Origin of the sequence: Mycobacterium sp. (genome assembly GCF_008709575.1) — a bacterium.
Classification (GTDB): Bacteria; Actinomycetota; Actinomycetes; order Mycobacteriales; family Mycobacteriaceae; genus Mycobacterium.
Genome location: NZ_VYIK01000028.1, coordinates 1 through 17,837, shown reverse-complemented (window position 1 = coordinate 17,837; position 17,837 = coordinate 1). Strand labels below are relative to the sequence as shown.

13 protein-coding genes are annotated in these 17,837 nt (G+C 66.9%); 7 read left to right on the top strand and 6 right to left on the bottom strand.

What is annotated here, in order from left to right; genetic code table 11:
• Nucleotides 1-34: 34 nt before the first annotated feature.
• The 4 genes from F6Q13_RS08370 (at nucleotide 35) to F6Q13_RS08355 (ending at nucleotide 5,472) form a co-directional block, all read left to right on the top strand.
• On the top strand, nucleotides 35-1,012 hold the full coding sequence (locus F6Q13_RS08370; protein ID WP_293055037.1) for an ABC transporter permease: 978 nt from the start codon (nucleotides 35-37) through the stop codon (nucleotides 1,010-1,012).
• Nucleotides 1,009-1,944, top strand: coding sequence for an ABC transporter permease (locus F6Q13_RS08365; RefSeq protein WP_293055035.1), 936 nt, complete (start codon nucleotides 1,009-1,011; stop codon nucleotides 1,942-1,944). The genes F6Q13_RS08370 and F6Q13_RS08365 overlap by 4 nt, the downstream gene beginning before the upstream one ends.
• Nucleotides 1,941-3,791: an ABC transporter ATP-binding protein gene (locus tag F6Q13_RS08360; RefSeq protein WP_293055033.1), complete on the top strand. Its 1,851-nt coding sequence runs from the start codon at nucleotides 1,941-1,943 to the stop codon at nucleotides 3,789-3,791. The genes F6Q13_RS08365 and F6Q13_RS08360 overlap by 4 nt, the downstream gene beginning before the upstream one ends.
• Before the next feature lie 64 nt (nucleotides 3,792-3,855).
• A complete protein-coding gene (locus F6Q13_RS08355) occupies nucleotides 3,856-5,472 on the top strand; it encodes an ABC transporter family substrate-binding protein (RefSeq protein WP_293055088.1) in 1,617 nt (538 codons plus the stop codon).
• 44 nt (nucleotides 5,473-5,516) lie between these two features.
• Here F6Q13_RS08355 and F6Q13_RS08350 read toward each other — a convergent pair whose 3' ends face one another.
• Nucleotides 5,517-8,093 carry an AAA family ATPase gene (locus F6Q13_RS08350; RefSeq protein ID WP_293055031.1) on the bottom strand — a complete coding sequence of 859 codons (2,577 nt, stop codon included), beginning with the start codon at nucleotides 8,091-8,093 and terminating at the stop codon, nucleotides 5,517-5,519.
• Entirely contained in the window at nucleotides 8,090-9,241 is a 1,152-nt protein-coding gene (locus tag F6Q13_RS08345; protein WP_293055029.1) for an exonuclease SbcCD subunit D, read from the bottom strand. The genes F6Q13_RS08350 and F6Q13_RS08345 overlap by 4 nt, the downstream gene beginning before the upstream one ends.
• A gap of 146 nt (nucleotides 9,242-9,387) precedes the next feature.
• Between F6Q13_RS08345 and F6Q13_RS08340 the strand changes: the two genes are divergently transcribed.
• A complete protein-coding gene (locus F6Q13_RS08340) occupies nucleotides 9,388-9,906 on the top strand; it encodes a histidine phosphatase family protein (RefSeq protein ID WP_293055027.1) in 519 nt (172 codons plus the stop codon).
• Nucleotides 9,907-9,908: 2 nt separating this feature from the next.
• Here the strand turns inward: F6Q13_RS08340 and F6Q13_RS08335 are convergent, their stop codons facing one another.
• From F6Q13_RS08335 to F6Q13_RS08325, 3 genes are all read right to left on the bottom strand, one after another.
• The gene (locus F6Q13_RS08335; protein ID WP_293055025.1) at nucleotides 9,909-11,870 is read right to left on the bottom strand and encodes a sulfotransferase; all 1,962 of its coding nucleotides are present in this window, start codon (nucleotides 11,868-11,870) and stop codon (nucleotides 9,909-9,911) included.
• A gap of 89 nt (nucleotides 11,871-11,959) precedes the next feature.
• Nucleotides 11,960-12,514: a DUF3558 domain-containing protein gene (locus tag F6Q13_RS08330; RefSeq protein WP_293055023.1), complete on the bottom strand. Its 555-nt coding sequence runs from the start codon at nucleotides 12,512-12,514 to the stop codon at nucleotides 11,960-11,962.
• Nucleotides 12,511-13,005 carry a DUF3558 domain-containing protein gene (locus F6Q13_RS08325; protein ID WP_293055086.1) on the bottom strand — a complete coding sequence of 165 codons (495 nt, stop codon included), beginning with the start codon at nucleotides 13,003-13,005 and terminating at the stop codon, nucleotides 12,511-12,513. Before F6Q13_RS08325 ends, F6Q13_RS08330 begins: the two co-directional genes overlap by 4 nt.
• 235 nt (nucleotides 13,006-13,240) lie before the next feature.
• Between F6Q13_RS08325 and F6Q13_RS08320 the strand changes: the two genes are divergently transcribed.
• Together F6Q13_RS08320 and F6Q13_RS08315 are read left to right on the top strand one after the other, a co-directional pair.
• Nucleotides 13,241-14,989 (top strand): ABC transporter ATP-binding protein, encoded by a 1,749-nt coding sequence (locus F6Q13_RS08320; RefSeq protein ID WP_293055021.1) that lies wholly within the window; start codon nucleotides 13,241-13,243, stop codon nucleotides 14,987-14,989.
• Nucleotides 14,986-16,854, top strand: coding sequence for an ABC transporter ATP-binding protein (locus tag F6Q13_RS08315; protein ID WP_293055020.1), 1,869 nt, complete (start codon nucleotides 14,986-14,988; stop codon nucleotides 16,852-16,854). The genes F6Q13_RS08320 and F6Q13_RS08315 overlap by 4 nt, the downstream gene beginning before the upstream one ends.
• 222 nt (nucleotides 16,855-17,076) lie before the next feature.
• Here F6Q13_RS08315 and F6Q13_RS08310 read toward each other — a convergent pair whose 3' ends face one another.
• Nucleotides 17,077-17,643 (bottom strand): hypothetical protein, encoded by a 567-nt coding sequence (locus F6Q13_RS08310; protein ID WP_293055018.1) that lies wholly within the window; start codon nucleotides 17,641-17,643, stop codon nucleotides 17,077-17,079.
• Between the last annotated feature and the right edge of the window lie 194 nt (nucleotides 17,644-17,837).

The following is a 17,837-nucleotide window of genomic DNA, read 5'->3' as shown; positions in this document are numbered from 1 at the left end:
CTGGGCCCATGCGACACCGGCGGGGCGGGCAGCCATGATCCGATTCCTCGCGCGCCGGCTGCTCAACTACGTCGTCCTGTTGGTGCTGGCGTCGTTCTTGACGTTCTGCCTGACGTCGGTGACGTTTCACCCGCTGGACAGTTTCATCCAGCGTCACCCCGCACCGCCGCCGGAGGCCATCCACGCCAAAGCCGTTGAGCTGGGCTTAGACAAACCGATACCCATCCGCTACGCGCGCTGGATTTCCGGCGCAGTCCACGGTGACTTCGGGGCCACGGTGACCGGTCACCGCGTTTCCCAGGAGCTGTGGCGCCGGATCGGAGTCAGCCTGCGGCTGGTGGTGATCGGTTCGGTGCTGGGCACGCTGATCGGTGTCGTCGTGGGGGCTTGGGGAGCGGTGCGGCAATATCGGCTGAGCGACCGCGTGATCACCGTGGCTTCGCTGGTCATTTTGAGCATCCCGTCGTTCGTGCTGGCGGGCCTGCTCATCCTGGGAGCGCTGCGGGTGAACATGGTCACCGGGGTGCAGATCTTTTCCTACACCGGCGAGACCTCACCCATTCCGCCCCGCGGGGGGTGGGCGCAGCTCCTCGACCGCGCGCAGCACATCGTGTTGCCGACGCTCACGCTGGCGCTGGGCGCGATCGCGAGCTTCAGCCGCTACCAGCGCAACGCGATGCTGGATGTACTGAGTGAGGATTTCATCCGGACCGCGCGCGCCAAGGGCCTGACCCGCCGGCGTGCGCTGTTCAAGCACGGCCTGCGCACCGCCCTGATTCCGATGGCCACGCTGTTCGCCTACGGGGTCAGCGGCCTGGTTGTCGGTGCGGTGTTCGTCGAGAAGATCTTCGGCTGGCACGGTATGGGCGAGTGGGTGGTGCAAGGCATCTCGACGCAAGACACCAACGTGGTCGCGGCGATCACCATGTTCACCGGGGCAGCGATTCTGCTCGCCGGACTGTTATCCGACGTCATCTACGCCGCGCTCGACCCCAGAGTGCGGGTGTCATGACTCAACAGGCAACCGCTGAAACCACTCCGACCCGCTCCGGTATCCATCCGGCCGCCTTCACGTCGCGCCGAACCCTGTTGGCACGCCGATTCGTCCGCAACGTTCCTGCGGTGGTGGCGTTGACGCTGCTGGTGCTGCTGTTCGTCGGATGCTATACCCTGCCGCCGCTACTGCCCTACGACTACACCGAACTGGACTACCACGCGCTGCTGCAGCCACCGTCATCGCGGCACTGGTTCGGCACCAACGCGCTCGGGCAGGATCTGCTGGCCCGAACCCTGCGCGGCATGCAGAAGTCGATGCTGATCGGGTTTTGCGTCGCGGTGATCTCGACCAGTATCGCCGCCACGGTAGGGTCGGTGGCCGGCTACTTCGGCGGCTGGCGCGACCGGGCGCTGATGTGGCTGGTGGACCTGCTGCTGGTAGTGCCGAGCTTCATCCTGATCGCCATCATCACTCCGCGCACCAAACACTCGAGCAGCATCGCATGGCTCATTGTGCTTCTCGCGGGGTTCGGCTGGATGGTCAGCTCGCGGATGGTCCGCGGCTTGACGATGAGCCTGCGGGAACGCGAATTCATCCTTGCCGCAAGGTATATGGGTGTGTCAAGCCGTCGTGTCATCGTCAGCCACATCGTGCCCAACGTCGCCTCGATTCTCATCATCGACGCGACGCTGAACGTCGGATTCGCGATTCTGGCCGAAACCGGTTTGAGCTTTCTGGGTTTCGGTGTTCAACCTCCCGACGTGTCACTGGGCACGCTGATCGCCGACGGCACCCCTTCGGCCACCACGTTCCCGTGGGTCTTTCTGTTTCCGGCGGGGGTGCTCGTGTTGATCGTGTTGTGCGCCAACCTCACCGGCGACGGCCTGCGGGACGCGCTGGATCCCGGAAGCACGGCCGCGCGGCCCAAGAAGCGGCAGGCTCGGTGAGCGGCCTGCTCGAGGTGGCGGACCTGACCGTCACGTTCGAAACCGGCGACGTGCGCGTGCCCGCGGTGCGCAACGTCAGCTACCACATCAACGCGGGCGAAGTCGTCGCCATCGTCGGGGAATCCGGTTCGGGCAAAACCACTGCCGCGATGGCGATCGTCGGATTGCTGCCCGACTACGCCCAGGTGTCGGGGTCGGTGCGGTTGCGCGGCGAGGAGCTACTCGGGTTGCCCGATCGGGCGATGTCGGCGATCCGCGGGAAGGCGATCGGCACCGTGTTCCAGGACCCGATGTCGGCGCTGACGCCGGTTTACACCGTCGGTGACCAGATCGCCGAGGCTATCGAGGTCCACCACCGCGGCATCGGCCGTGCTGCCGCCCGCGACCGTGCCCTGGAGCTGCTCGAGCTGGTCGGCATCGCGCAGCCGCGGCGCCGGGCGAAGGCCTTCCCGCACGAGTTGTCCGGTGGCGAGCGCCAGCGGGTGGTGATCGCGATCGCGATCGCCAACGACCCGGAGCTGCTGATCTGCGACGAACCGACCACCGCGCTGGATGTCACCGTTCAGGCGCAGATCCTCGACGTGCTTCGGACCGCGCGCGACGTCACCGGCGCCGGGGTGCTGATCATCACCCATGACTTGGGGGTGGTGTCACAGTTCGCCGATCGGGCGCTGGTCATGTACGCCGGTCGCGTGGTCGAGACAGCCACCGTCGAGGAGCTCTATCGTGACCGCCGGATGCCCTACACGGTCGGGCTATTGGGTTCGGTGCCGCGGCTGGACGCCCGGCAGGGCACCCGGCTCGTCCCGATCCCGGGCGCCCCGCCGACGATGACGTCGCTGTCCCCCGGCGCCTGCACGTTCGCCCCGCGCTGTCCGCTGGTGATCGGCGCATGCCAGTCGTCCGAACCCGGCCTCGTCCCGATCCGGGAGAATCATCGGGCGGCGTGCATTCGCACCGACTACGTCGCAGGACGCAGCGCAGCCGAAATTTTCGGGGTATCAACACAACCGCCACCGACCGACGAGGCAGCCGAGGAGCCGCCGTCGGTGCTGCGGGTCAGCGGGCTGGTCAAGACCTTCCCGCTCACCAAGGGGGTGGTTTTGCGCAGACGGGTCGGTGAGGTGCGGGCAGTCGACGGGGTCAGCTTCAGCTTGGAACAGGGCCGCACGCTGGGCATCGTCGGCGAGTCCGGGTCGGGCAAGTCGACGACGCTGCGCCAGATTCTCGAGCTCGCCGCACCCCAAGCAGGTGCTATCGAGATCCTCGGCACCGACGTCGCAGCACTCGACCCGGCCACCCGCCGCATGCTGCGGACCCAGTTGCAGGTGGTGTTTCAAGATCCGGTGGCGTCGCTGGACCCCCGGTTCCCGGTATTCGACGTCGTCGCTGAACCTCTGGTCGCCAACGGGTTCGACCGACGGCGGGTTGAACAGCGCGTCGGCGAGCTGCTTTCGCTCGTCGGGCTCGACCACGTCGACGCCGGCCGCTACCCCGGCGAGTTCTCCGGAGGTCAGAAGCAGCGAATCGGGATCGCACGAGCACTGGCGCTGAACCCGAAGATTCTTGCGCTCGACGAGCCGGTGTCGGCGCTCGACGTGTCGATCCAGGCCGGCATCATCAACCTGCTGTTGGACTTGCAACAGCAACTCGGTTTGGCGTATCTGTTCGTATCGCACGATCTTTCGGTGGTGAAACACCTCGCCCACCGGGTGGCGGTGATGTACCGGGGAAAAATTGTGGAGCAGGGCGACAGCGAGCAGGTGTTCACCGATCCGCAGCACGAGTACACCCGGCAACTGCTGGCCGCGATCCCGCGGGCGCACCGCGACATGCGTGCCGGTTAGCATCATGCGCGTGATCCGCCTGCGTCTCTTTTCCCGGCTTGCCCTTGCGGCGGTGGCGGTTTGGCTGGTCGCCACCGGCTGCTCAAGCGGGTATCAGGACCTTCCGCTGGCGCGGGCCGCTCGGGTCGGGACCACCAGCGACATCAACCCCCAGAACCCGGCGACGCTGCGCGACGGCGGCAATCTGCGGCTCGCGCTGACCTCATTTCCGGCGAACTTCAACGAATTGTCCATCGACGGCAACACGGCCGACGTGGCGTCGGTGGTGATGCCGACGCTGCCCGGGGCGTTCCTCACCCAATCCGACGGGTCGCTGAAACTCAATACCGACTACTTCATCCGTGCCGAACTGACCGGTAGCGCCCCGCAAGTAGTCACCTACACCATCAATCCCAAAGCAGTGTGGAGCGACGGCACCCCGATCACCTGGGAAGACCTCAAAGCAGAAGTCGAGGCGTGCAGCGGCCGCGACAAGCGCTACCTGATCGCCAGCAGAGCCGGATTCGACCGGGTGAAGTCGGTGACCCGGGGCGCCGACGACCGGCAGGCGGTGATCACGTTCGCCGAGCCGTACGCGGAGTGGCGCGCGATGTTCGCCGGCGGCATGCAACCACGCAGCATGACCGCGAACCCGGAGGTCTTCAACAAAGGGCAGCTCGATGCCCCGGGCCCGTCAGCCGGACCCTTCATCGTGTCCACGATCGACCGGGCCGCGCAGCGCATCGTGCTGGCCCGAAATCCGCGCTGGTGGGGTGCCAAACCTCGGCTGGACTTCATCACGTTTCTGGTGCTCGACCCCGCCGCAGTGATCCCCGCCCTGCAGAACCACGCCATCGACGCCGCCGGCCTGGCCACACTCGACGACATGGTCACCGCCGAGCGCACCCCCGGAGTCGTGATCCGAAGCGCGCCGGCACCCACCTGGTATCAGTTCACCTTCAACGGTGCGCCCGGATCCATCCTGGCCGACGAGAAACTTCGGCTGGCGATCTGCAAAGGCATCGACCGCCAGGCGATCGTCGATGTCGTCCAGCACGGCATGACCGACCACCCGGTGCCCCTGGACAACCATATTTTCGTCGCCGGGCAGCTGGGCTATCGAAACAACAGCGCTCCCGCCGCCTACGACCCCGCCGAGGCCCGACAGGACTTGGATGCGCTGGGCTGGAAGCTCAACGGAGCGGTGCGCGAGAAGGACGGCAAACAGCTGGTTGTCCGCGACGTGTTCTTCGATGCGCAATCGACGCGGCAGATCGCCCTGGTCGCCCAGAACAACCTGGCGCAGATCGGAGTCAAACTGGTCCTCGACCCGAAGCCGGGCACCGGATTCTTCAGCCAGTACGTCAGCGTCGGCGACTTCGACATCACCCAATTCGGTTGGGTGGGTAACGCGTTCCCGCTGTCTGCGCTGCCTCAGATCTACGCCTCCTACGGAGAGAGCAACTTCGGCAGGATCGGCAACCCGGGCATCGACACCGCAATCGAGCACACACTGTCGGAGCTGAACCCGGACACCGCACGGGCACTGGCCAACCGGGTCGACGCGATGATCTGGGACGAAGGTTTTTCCCTGCCCCTTTTTCAGTCGCCCGGTGACATCGCCGTGCGCGCCAACCTGGCCAACTTCGGCGCGTTCGGCCTGGCCGACGTGGTCTACACCGCGATCGGGTTCATGCGCTGACCCTGCCGCGACAGTGCATCGGGCAACGCGTTTCCCGACGCGGCTCAGGCGCTCAATGCGATCCAGCGCGCACCTTCGACAGCGCGGTAACGGGCCGGGGTGCAGGTCAACACGATGACCTGCCCGGCAGTGCCGAGCTCGCTGAACACCGCACCCATTTTGGCGAGGCGGTCGGGGTCGGTGAAGCCCAGTGCGTCGTCGATCAGCACCGGGACGGTGTCCTCCTTGGCCACCAGCGCGGCGCCGGCCAGCCGGGTCAATATGCCGAGCTGCTCCTTGGCTCCACCCGAGAGTGACTCGTAGGGCACCGTGCAGCCGTCCAGCGTTCGACTGCGGATGCGCAGGTCGGGGTCGACGTCGACCTCGAAGCTGGGCCCGAACACCGGACGCCCGAGCCGCTGCAACTCCGCCCGAAACGGCTCGGCGTAGCGCAGCCGGGTGGTGTCGCGGTGGCGGGCCATCACCGACCTCAGCAGTTGTGCCGCGCGGGCCCGGCGCTGCACCCGGGTGTACTGGCTGCGCGCGTGCTCGCGGGCCACTTCGGCCGCGTCGAGCTTGCTCTGTCGTCCCTCGGTACCGAAGACCGCGAGCTCGACGGTGATCTCGTGTAACGCCCGGTCGGCCTGCGCGCGGCGGATGCGCAATGCTTCGGCGGCGCGACTGGCCTCGGCGAGTTCGGTGGTCACCGCGTCGGGAGCGGCGGCGGTTAAGCGGGCGCTGAGTTCGGCGACCCGCTGCTCGGCGCTTTGGGCGGCGAGCAGGGCGGCGTTGGCGGTGACCGCTAACTCTTCGTCGGCGCAGGCCGCCCGCTGCCGGGCCAGCCGGTCCACGGCCGTGGCGAGCTCGGCCTGTTGGCCGGCCAACGTGTCGTTCAGAAGCGCTGCGCGAGTTGCTGCCTCGGCGAGATCGGCGGCGGCGGCCGCAGCGTCCCGGCGGCCGGCCTCGTAGTCGTGGGCGGCTTGGGCACGGGCCGCCTCAGCCTGGCCGAGGTCGGCGTTGTCCATGGTTTCGGCGCCCAGACCGGTACGCAGCGCTGACAACTGCGCCCGCAGCTCGGCGACCGGATCGTCGCCGCACAGCCCGGCCATGGTCGCGACGAGCCGGTCACGGCGACTTTCCAGGTCACGGCGCCGCTGATCGGCAACCCGCGCCGCCGCCACGTCCCCGACGTGTCCGGCCCGCAACGCGGCGGCCAGCTGCTGCTGCGCGGCGGCCCGTTGGCGTGCGATGTCCAGCGCGGTCGCTCCTGGTCGCAGCCGTGCGATCACAACGCCGGGAACAGCGATCTCGGTGGCATCGTTGACCGGCGCCGACCAGCTCTGGCCGGCGGACAGCGACACCCGCTGGTCACCGGCCGCCAACTCCAGGTCGCTGACAGCGGTGAATTCCACCGTCGCCGAGACGGACGCGAGCTGACTTTCCGTCAGGTCCACGGCATGCGCGGCCTGCTCGATCCGCTGCAGCACCTCCTCGGTGACGGCGATCATGGACAGCTCACCGGTGATCCGGTCGCAGTCACGCTGCGCGGCGTCGATTTTCTGCAGCCGGGCCGCCAACCGCTCGGCCTTGTCGCGGCGGGCCAGCTCGTCGACCCGTTGCTGGGCTGCCGCCAACGTCTTCTCGGCTTTCTGGACGACGGCGTCGGCAGCCGCAGCGCGTTCTCGCGCCGTTGACTCCGCTGCGGCGGCTTCGCGAACTCGGGTCTGCAGCGCGGCGAGTGCTGCTGTGCGGGTCTCGGTTTCGGTGCGAAGCCGAGTCCGCTCGGTGTAGGCGGCGGTCGACTTGTCGCTGGTTGCCCGCGCGGTGGCGGCGATCAGCTTGGCCTCGCGCAGTTGCTCGGTGAGTTCAGCGAGCCGGTCGACGGCGGCCCGGGCCTCGCGGTGCCGCGCGTCGGCGGCCTGTTGCTGCTGTGACAGCTCGGCCAGCTGGGCGGTCAGCTCGGCGTGCCGCCGGACGCGGTCGTCGACCTCGGCGACCGCGGCCGCGCAGCGCGCCACCTCCTCGTCGGCGTCGCGCAGTGCGGCGATCGCATCGGCCCACTCGCCGGTGGGACGTCCGGTCGGGGTGAAGTAACGGGCATACTCGGCATCGATACGCCCGATCAGCACCGACTCGGTGCCGCTGAGCGCGGTCGCGTCGCCGGCGGCCATGTCCAGTGCCCGCGACAACGCGTCACAGCCGGACAACTCCACCGCCGCCGTCGACGCCGCTTGCAGAACGCGTTGGGCACGCCAGAGTTCGGTGTCGAGGGTTTCGGCCAGCATGGCCCGCACCCGATCGTGGGCTTCGTCACCGGTCAGCTGCTCGCGGTGCGGCGCCAACACGGTCAACTCCGTCTCGCATTTCTTGTGGAAACGCTTGCGATAGACGAAACGGTACGGACCGGAGCTCATCTCGGCGACGACTTCCGCACCGACGTCGGCGTTGGTCGGCTTGACTTGCTTGACGTCTTTCTTCGTCGAACGGTCTTTGGATTCCAGCAGCAGATCGATCGCCTCGATCATCGACGACTTGCCGATTTCGTTGGCGCCGTAGACGATCACGACACCGCGGTCCGGAAAGCTGATCTCGCGGTGGACGATCCCGCGGTAGTTGTCCAAAACGATGCGGTGCAACTTCATGCCGCACCCCGGCCGGCGAGCCGCAGCAGCAACGCCAGCGCCGCCTGGGCGTCGCCGGCGGCCTCGGTATCCCCGCTGCGCGCCGTCGCAACCAGCTCCTCGACGGCCGCGGCGGCAAAACCACCGATTCCGAGGTCGTCGAACTCGCCGTCGCCGGGGATCACCGCCAATTCGGTGTGCCGCTCCCAGCAACCGAGCCAGGCAAACAACCGGGAGTAGCGGTCCAGGCACGCGTCCAGGGCCGCCCGGTCGGTCACCGTCAGCGAGCCGACCAGCGCCAGGCGTACCACCGTGCGGTCTTTGTCGGCGATCAGGTCCAGATTCCGGTCCAGCTCGGCGATGTCCCGGCCGGTGTCCACCTGGTGACGCACGGTGCGGAACCGCCAGCGGCCCACCCGGCGGGCCTCCACGGTGACGGGGTGGCGCGGATCGGTCTCGTCGATCTCGACGACCAGCACATGACCGGGGTCGGGTTCGATGTCGTCGAAGTTGGTGACTTCCGGTGAGCCGGAATACCAGATCCGGCCGCTGTCGCCGACTTCGGTGACCGAATGCTTGTCCCCCAGCGCCGCGTAGTGGATTGCGCCGCGGGCCAGCGCGTCGTCGAGCACGGCGAGCCGGATCAGCGACGGCCGGGCGGGGTCCGGGTCGAGGACGTCGACGCCGCCGTGCGCGACGAGCACCCGGGTGACACCGTCGCACGGCAGGCCGTCGAGCGCCTCGGCGGCCAGGTCGGCCGCCGGCGATTTGCAGCGCCACGGTGCGGCGACGACCTGCAGCCCCGGGCGCACCTCGTGCGCCCCGGACTGGTCCAGGACGACGACGTTGTCCGGGCACTCGGCTGTGAACAGCGCGCTGGTGTATACCGACGCGGCGTCGAGCGGGTCGTGGTTGCCCGGCAGCAGATAGACCGGAACACCGATGGCACGCATCGCTTCCAGCGACTGGCTGATCACCTGCGGGGCCAGCTGATTGTGCTCGAACACGTCACCGGCGACCACGACGAATTCCGCGCCGACCTCGGCGGCCAGCGCGCCGAGCCCGGCCACCGCGTCGCGACGCGCGGCCGAATACCGCGGCTGGGCGTCTCCGGCGAGGAAATGACGGGTCATGCCCAGCTGCCAGTCGGCGGTGTGCAGAAACCGCATGACATGCCGTCCTCTCGTGGCCGTTTCTTTCGCTGCCGTTGTTGTGGCCCGGCACGGCAGAGTGTAGGACCGGGCACCGACACGTCGGCGGACTTCGACCGGCGGGTCTGAAGCTTGCCGGGCGGGTAGCGCTTAGCGTGGGTGACGTGAGTGAGCGAGCCCGCCATCTGGTGCTGCTACGGCACGCGAAGTCCGCCTATCCCGCCGGCGTCGCCGACCACGACCGCCCGCTGGCCCCCCGGGGTATTCGGGAGGCCGGGCTGGCCGGCGCGTGGCTGCGCGCCAACCTGCCCGCTGTCGACGCGGTGCTGTGCTCGACGGCGGCCCGTGCCCGGCAGACTCTGCGGTGCACCGGCCTGGACGCTCCCGTGCGCTATGTCGAGCGGCTCTACGACGCCGGCCCCGGGCAGATGATCGACGAGATAGCCGGGGTTGGCGACGACCCGCGCGACGACGTCGCCACCTTGTTGGTCGTCGGACACGAGCCGACGATCTCCGCGGTAGCCATGAGCCTGGCCGGTGCGGACGGAACCGATCATGCTGCCGTCGAGCGGATGTCGGCCAAATTCCCGACCTCGGGCATCGCTGTGCTGCAGTTCGCCGGCCGTTGGCGAGACGTGAAACCCGGCGGCGCCGCGCTGACCGACTTCCACGTGCCGCGGTGACGTCACCAGTGGGTATCGGCGTATCCGAGTTCGGTCAGCAGGTCACCGGCCTGGGCTTTGAACGCGGCCTTGTCGGCTTCGGTCATGTCGTGTTGCCATCGGTGCACGGCGGTGTGATACAGCGGCTTGGTGACTTGGGCCGTACTGGGCTCCACCACCTCGCCGGGCCGGTGCTTGGTGTGATGGGAGAGCACCGCGTCGTCCCAGTCTTCGCCGACAAACGCCAGCACCTGGCGCATCGTCGCGGCCGGCTCGGTCACCAATGCCTCGTAGCGGACTTCCAGAACACGCCCGGCCAGGCTGGGGTGGGCCGCCTGCTGCCGGCCCCGCGTCACCATGTCGCGCCAGTATCGGGCCGCTCCGGTGATCGACTCCACGAACTCGAACTTGCGCCCGGTCGTCTTGTCGATCCAATCCATCGTCACCAGCGAGCAGGCCACGTCGCGGCCGTCACGCAGCATGTGGATAAACTTGGCGTCGGGGAAGATTTCACCGAGCAGCACCATGTACAGGATGTTTTGCGGTGTTTTCTCCGCCCAGCGGGGTTTGCCTGCACGCCGGCGGAACGTCTCCACGAGGTCTTCGACGAAGGCGCGGCAGTAGCGTTGCACGTCACTTCGGGTGTTGCCGTAGCTGTGCATCACCTCGAGGTTGCGGCCGGTCAAGAATTTGTAGTGCTCGGCGACGACGGGAAGAACCATCAGCTCGACCCCGCAGCAGATGCGGGGATGGCAATCGAGCATGACCCGCATGAGGGTGGTGCCGGAACGCTGCGCACCGCCGATGAAGATGGGGCCGTCGTTGCCCGGGGAGCCTGACGCCGAGTGCGGCGAGCCTGCGGGGCGCGCGCCCACGATCACCGGGGAGTGAGGCGGCCGGTTCATCGACGCTAATTTTTTGCGGGCCAGTTCATAATTGGCGCGCACGTGCGGCCTGAATTCACTGGGGAGGTTGGGGTTGGCCAGCAGCTTGTCGCAGGCGTCGAGTCCCTCGTCGAACTTTTCCAGCAGCAGCGCGCAGTTGGCGAACTCAATGAGCAGAGTGTGGTCGTAAACCACGTATTCAACGCACAAATCCCCTGTTGGATAAGGAAGGGATAAGGCATGCTTGGACAATAGGTATCCGAGTAGAACGTTGTTCTCCTGCCGGTAGATTTTCGCCAGTTGAAGAAGGGGCTCGGCGCGCGCCGGACGCAGGCTGTTCGCCCGATAGAAAGCGCGCCGCGCCGCATCGGCGTTGTTTAATTCCAGCTCGACGACACCGAGATTATATGCGGCGGAATAATTTTCCTCCAGATCGGTGCTGGCCATCGCGATTCTTTTTTCGAAACTTTTTTTAGCCAGCTCCGGTTCACCGGCCGCGGCGTAACTAATCCCGAGATAATACGCGTAGCGGCTGTTGTCCGGTTCGTCCTGTAATGCCTGTTCGAGGATCTTCGCGTCGCGCAGGTATTTGACTTTCTCTGATTCGCGGGACCGCCCGGAAACCCCCTTCCTGCGTGGGTTGCAGATATTGATGATCCCGGGCAGCACTTCTGCGGTCTTCGCGTCCGGGCAGGTAATGAATTCATGGATGACTCCGCGCCAAGTCCACTGGAGATGGTTGTTGATCAGCCCGTTCCGCTTAATGTGTGCTGCGCCTACTTGGCGAACGATGATGTAGTAGAGATCTTTTTCCAGGGGAGGAAGGACGAAATCCTTGGAATACTGAAGCACCTCGTCGGCATCGATCAGCAGGACGTAGTCGCCTTTATTCTTGGCGAGTTCCAGAGCTTCATTGCGGTTGTGGGCGAAATTCACCCAGGGCCGTTGGTGCAACTCGCCCGGTATCTCGGCCAGCGTTTTTTCGATAACGTCTCTGGTGTCGTCGGAAGAGCCGGTGTCCACGATGACCCAATAGTCGATGAGCGGTTTCACCGAAGCCAAGCATTCACCGATCACCTCGGCCTCATCTTTGACAATCATGTTCAAGCAGATTGTCTTTCGGGCATGACGCCCAACCGTGGGGCGCTGCCCCGAGTTCGGGGGGTGAAACTCTGGGTCTTTCATCCGACTCACGAATTCGTCGAGAGCGTCAACTCCATGAGCTTGATCGCCTGAGCACAGGCGTCGATACCCGGTGTTTGTGGATTGATCCACCACCCGACCACCCCGGCCGCGTCGCTGACCACCCCGCACGAGCCGTTGGGATCGTTGGGCCGCATCACAATCGACTCCACACCGGAAATGGACCGGGGCTCGATCTGATACTTCAGGAATTCGGCAACTTTGCGCTCGTGCTCGAGACTGTCCTCCTCGAACCAGAACCGGGTGATGTCGATCAGACCGGCCGGGTTGGCGGCCTGCCAGCGGCAGATCGCGCCGACAAAGGTGCTCTGGATATCGAGCGGATCGGCACCGACCGTTTTGGCCAGCAGGTCGGTCGTCAACACCTCGCACTCCTTGAGCAGGTTCGGGTACTGCTGTTCGGAGGTGTTATTGCGCTGGGTGTCGCCCGACCCCGCCTTGACCGCCGTCCCACCCACCGATCTCGTGCACCCGGTCAGCACGCCCAGCGCGGCAAGCGCCGCCGCCACACCGCCGACAACCCGGTGACGCACCGACGTCATTTCGAGTTCGCAATCGATTGGCGGGTCAGTTCCTTGGCGACGTCGCAGGGGTCGGGAAACGGCTTCTGGCTGAAATCGACCGACCATTCGATGAAATCGTCGGAGAACTGGATACCGATCTCGCACAGCGAGTCACCCAGTGTCGGCTCGTTGCCGATGGCGATGAAACCGCTGTGCCCGTCGATGGTGATGTCATTGACGCTGGCGCGTGAGAGCTCCTCGGTCTTGCGTTCCCGCCCGATCGGGCTGCCCCGGTACCACGAGAAGGAGAAGTGGGGGCCGAGAATGCCACCACCGGCCAGCCACTGGCACCCCACCGAATTCTGAGCGGTGTTGACCAGCCCGGTCACCCGGGTCAGCTCTATCACCGTCTGGTCGCTGATGCCGCCGCATTGGGGAAAGAACGGCCCGTGGTGTCCCTTTGCGGCTGCCGGTGTCGTCGACTGGGTCGGCTGGGACTGATCGGAACCGGAATCAGAGCACGCCGTCATGGGGACAAGGGTTACTACCGCCAGGGCCAGCACCGCCGCTTTGCGCACCGCTACCCGCACCTTCTGCTCGTCACAGGAAGCACTGTAGTGGCAGCGGCCGTGGACAACCACCGGCATGCTGCCTGAGCAGGAGCGTTGTCGCATAGCGGAGTCACGGTTCGCCGGCCTGGCCACCGCACCCAGACATCGCGCGGTCGTCCGGACCCGGCACGTACAGGTGTGCGACAGTAACCAGATGCTCCTGGCACTGTTGCGCCAGTACATCCGGCCGTACCGATGGCCGGTCGCGGGAGTGATGACGCTGCAGCTTCTCAGCACGCTGGCGTCGCTGTACCTCCCGACGCTCAACGCCTCGATCGTCGACAACGGGATCGCCAACGGGGACGCCGCCACCATCGTCAGGCTGGGCGCGGTGATGCTCGCGGTCACCGGATTACAGGTGGTGTGCGCGGTCGGCGCGGTCTATTTGGGCGCCCGGGCCGGGATGGGGTTCGGCCGCGACCTGCGCTCGGCGATATTCCACCACGTCCTGACCTTCTCCGGGCTCGAGACCGCCCGGTTCGGCGCCCCGTCGCTGCTGACCCGCACCACCAACGACGTGCGCCAGATCCAATTCCTCGTGCAGCTGGCGTCCACCGTGCTGATCACCGCGCCGATCATGTGCGTCGGGGGGATCGTGATGGCCATCCACCAGGACGCCGGACTGTCCTGGTTGCTGGTGGTCAGTGTTCCGGTGCTGGCCGTGGCCAACTACTGGATCGTGTCGCGCATGCTGCCGCTTTTCCGCCGCATGCAGCAGCTGATCGACGCAGTCAACCGGGTGCTGCGCGACCAGCTGTCCGGCGTCCGGGTGGTCAGGGCGTTCGCGCGGGAACCCGTCGAGCGGGACAGGTTCGCCGGCGCCAACCGCACGCTGTCGCAGACCGCGCTGGCGGCCGGCAATTGGCAGGCGCTGATGGTGCCGGCTACGACGTTGACGATCAACGTCTCCAGTGTCGCCGTGATGTGGTTCGGCGGCCTGCGCATCGACAGCGGACATATGCAGGTGGGCTCACTGATCGCCTTCCTGGCCTACTTCACCCAGATCCTGATGGCCGTCTTGATGGCGACGACGACGCTGATGGTGCTGCCCCGGGCCGCGGTGTGCGCCGAACGCGTCGGTGCGGTCTTGTCGACCCGCCCGGCGGTCACCAGCCCCCGGGACCCGTCGCGCCGGCCGCGCGGTATCGGCGGCCTGGTGGAGCTCGACGGGGTGAGTTTTCGTTATCCCGGCGCGGACCAACCGGTGCTGCAGGACATCTCCCTGGTTGCCGCACCGGGGACCACCACGGCCCTGGTCGGCGGCACCGGATCGGGTAAGTCCACGCTGGTGTCGCTGATCTGCCGGCTCTACGACGTGACCGGCGGCGCTGTCCTGCTCGACGGGGTCGACGTGCGCGACTACGACATCGAGCACCTGTGGTCGGCGATCGCGCTGGTGCCGCAACGCGGGTACCTGTTCTCCGGCACCGTCGCGGACAACCTGCGCTACGGCGCGGCCCCGGGACAGCGGGTGACCGAGGACCAGATGTGGCAGGCACTGCGGATCGCGGACGCCGAAGAGTTCGTACGGGCCCACGGCCTGCAGATGCGGGTGGCGCAGGGCGGCGTCAACTTCTCCGGCGGACAGCGGCAGCGACTGGCGATCGCGCGGGCGATGATCCGGCGCCCGGCCGTGTATCTGTTCGACGACGCCTTCTCGGCGCTCGACGTGCACACCGACGCCAAGATCCGGGACTCGCTGCGAGACATCACCGCGGATGCGACGGTGATCATTGTCGCGCAGCGTCTTTCGACCGTTGCCGATGCCGACCACGTGATCGTCGTCGACGACGGGCGAGTGGTGGGAGCCGGAACCCACGAATCGCTGCTGGCCAGTTGCCCGGCCTACATCGAGTTCGCCGATTCGCAGTCGGTGAGCGCCGGGGTCGGAGGCCAACCGTGACCGCCGCGCGCCGGTCTCGCGACCTGGGCACAGCGATCCGCATGGTGAAACGCCTGGCGCCGCAACGGGGGCCGGCCGCCGCGGTGATCGCGTTGGGAGTCTGCGGCACCGCGATCGGCGTCGTCGTGCCGCGGATCCTCGGCCACGCCACCGATTTGCTGTTCAACGGCGTGATCGGGCGGCGGTTCCCCGCCGGGATGACCAAGGCGCAGGCTGTCGCGGCGGCCCGGGCGCGCGGCGAGGACAGCTTCGCCGACCTGTTGTCCCGGATGAACCTGGTACCCGGCAAGGGTGTGGACTTCGCCGCGGTCGGGAGAACGCTGGCCGTGGCACTGCTGCTGTATCTGATTTCGGCACTGTTGATTTGGGCGCAGATACGGCTGCTCAACGTGACGGTGCAGCGCACGGTCATGGCGCTGCGCTGCGAGGTCGAAGAGAAGATCCACCGGCTGCCGCTGGCCTACTTCGACGGTCGGCAGCGCGGTGAGCTGCTCAGCCGGGTCACCAACGACATCGACAACGTCCAAACCTCGATCTCGATGACGATCAGCCAGTTGCTGAGCGCGATCCTGACGGTCGCGACGGTGCTGGTGATGATGCTGACGATCTCGCTGCTGTTGGCGGTGATCACCCTGGTGACGGTGCCGCTGTCACTGCTGGTGACGCGCGCGATCGCCCGGCGCTCGCAGCGGTTGTTCGCCGCACAATGGACCAGCACCGGGCGGCTCAACGCCCACATCGAGGAAACTTACAGCGGGTTCACGCTGGTCAAGACGTTCGGCCACCGCGACCAGGCGCAGCGGCAGTTCCGCGACCTCAACGACGAGGTGTACCGGTCAAGTTTCGGCGCGCAGTTCGTCTCCGGCCTGGTGTCGCCGGTCACCTCGCTCATCGGCAATCTCAGCTACGTCGCCGTCGCAGTGGTGGGCGGCTTGCAGGTGGCGACCGGACAGATCACGGTGGGCGGCATCCAGGCGTTCATCCAGTACGTTCGCCAATTCAACTCGCCGCTGGGTCAGCTCGCCTCGATGTACAACGTGCTGCAGTCCGGAGTGGTCAGTGCCGCGAGGGTTTTCGAGCTGCTCGACGAACCCGAGGAGTGCCCGGACCCTCAGTCGCCGGTACCGACGGCCAACGGGCGGGGCCCAGCTGGGCAGGTCGAGTTTCGCCACGTGACCTTCGCCTACCATCCGGGCGCCCCGGTGATCGAAGACCTGTCGTTGGTGGCCGAGCCCGGACAGACAGTGGCCATCGTCGGGCCCACCGGAGCAGGCAAAACCACGCTGGTGAACCTGCTCATGCGGTTCTACGAGGTCGACTCCGGCCAAATCCTGATCGACGGCGTCGACATCGCATCGGTGAGCCGCGCTGCGCTGCGGTCGCGCATCGGCCTGGTGCTGCAGGACACCTGGCTGTTCGACGGCACGATCGCCGAGAACATCGCCTACGGGCGCCCCGGAGCCGGTGCGGACGAGATCGTCGACGCCGCACGGGCGGCCCACGTGGACCGGTTCGTCCACACGCTGCCCGACGGGTATGCGACCCGGATCGCCGACGGCGGCGACAACATCAGCGCGGGCGAGAAGCAGTTGATCACGATCGCCCGCGCTTTCCTGTCCCGGCCCCAGTTGCTGATCCTCGACGAGGCGACCAGTTCGGTGGACACCCGCACCGAGCTGTTGGTCCAGCACGCGATGCGTGAGCTTCGCCGTGGCAGAACCAGTTTCGTTATCGCCCATCGTCTTTCCACTATCCGGGATGCCGACCACATTCTGGTGATGCAAGCCGGCCGGATCGTCGAACAGGGCAGCCACGACGAGCTGCTGACACGGCGGGGCGCCTACTACGCCATGACGCGGGTGTGATGCGACCGCGACAACTTTTCGAGCCGGTCACAGATCCGCGATCAGCGCGTTTGGGCGAAAACCCGCAGCCCTGTTTCATAGGCCGGCCGTGTCCTCGACGACGACTCATCCGGGGCGTGGCCTAACTTAGCGCGGCCACCGCCGGGCTCGGCGCCGACGCGGGAGCCGGCCTCGACCCCCTGGGTGGGCTAGAATCCGCGCTGGTCTACGGGGATCGCAGGTTCACAGGTCGGGGCCCTGCGCGCGCACGTCCTCAACGGCCGCCATCGCCTCGCGCAGTTTGGCCAACCACTCCTGGATGTGCTCGCCGACCAGTTTGACCGACCAGGCCAGGGCATCCGAGCGTGACCGGGCCACCCCGGCGTCGACCAGGGTGTCGAGCACCTGGCGCTCGGGCTGCTTGAGCCGCGTCATGACCGGAACCGCGAGGTGGGTGAACAGGATTTGTTCGCCACCGACCTCCACGCCCCAGGACACCGTGCGGCCGTAGCGCTCCCGGGCCTCGTCGGCGATATTCATCCGCTCCGGGCGGGTTTCTTCGCGGAACCGCGCGACGCGGCCCGACGCGTGAGCGGCGCTTTCGGGCTCGTCGCGATGGTCGGGTTCGGGCAGCGTGCCGATGACCGTGATCTCCTCGCGGTCGACGATGACCGTCGGATCGCCGTCGAACCAATGCTCGGGCAGCCGTCCGGCGAACCAGTCCGCGGCGTCGCCGGCGTCGGGTTGCCGGGCTTGCTGCCAGCCGCCGGGGCGGCCGTATCGCCGCCCGCGGCCGTGGTGGGAATGCATGATTACATCATTACCCAGCAATGCTGACGACTCAAGATGGTTCACCGACAGCGAACCCCGGCGCTGGGGTCCGAGGCTTTGGCGACAGTCGACCCGTCGCCAGAAAACCCCAGAAAACCCCAGAAAACCCCAGGAAACCACGAGGTGCCTCAGCTAAAAGTGAGCGCGAAGCGGTGGTTGGTGCCTCACGCATG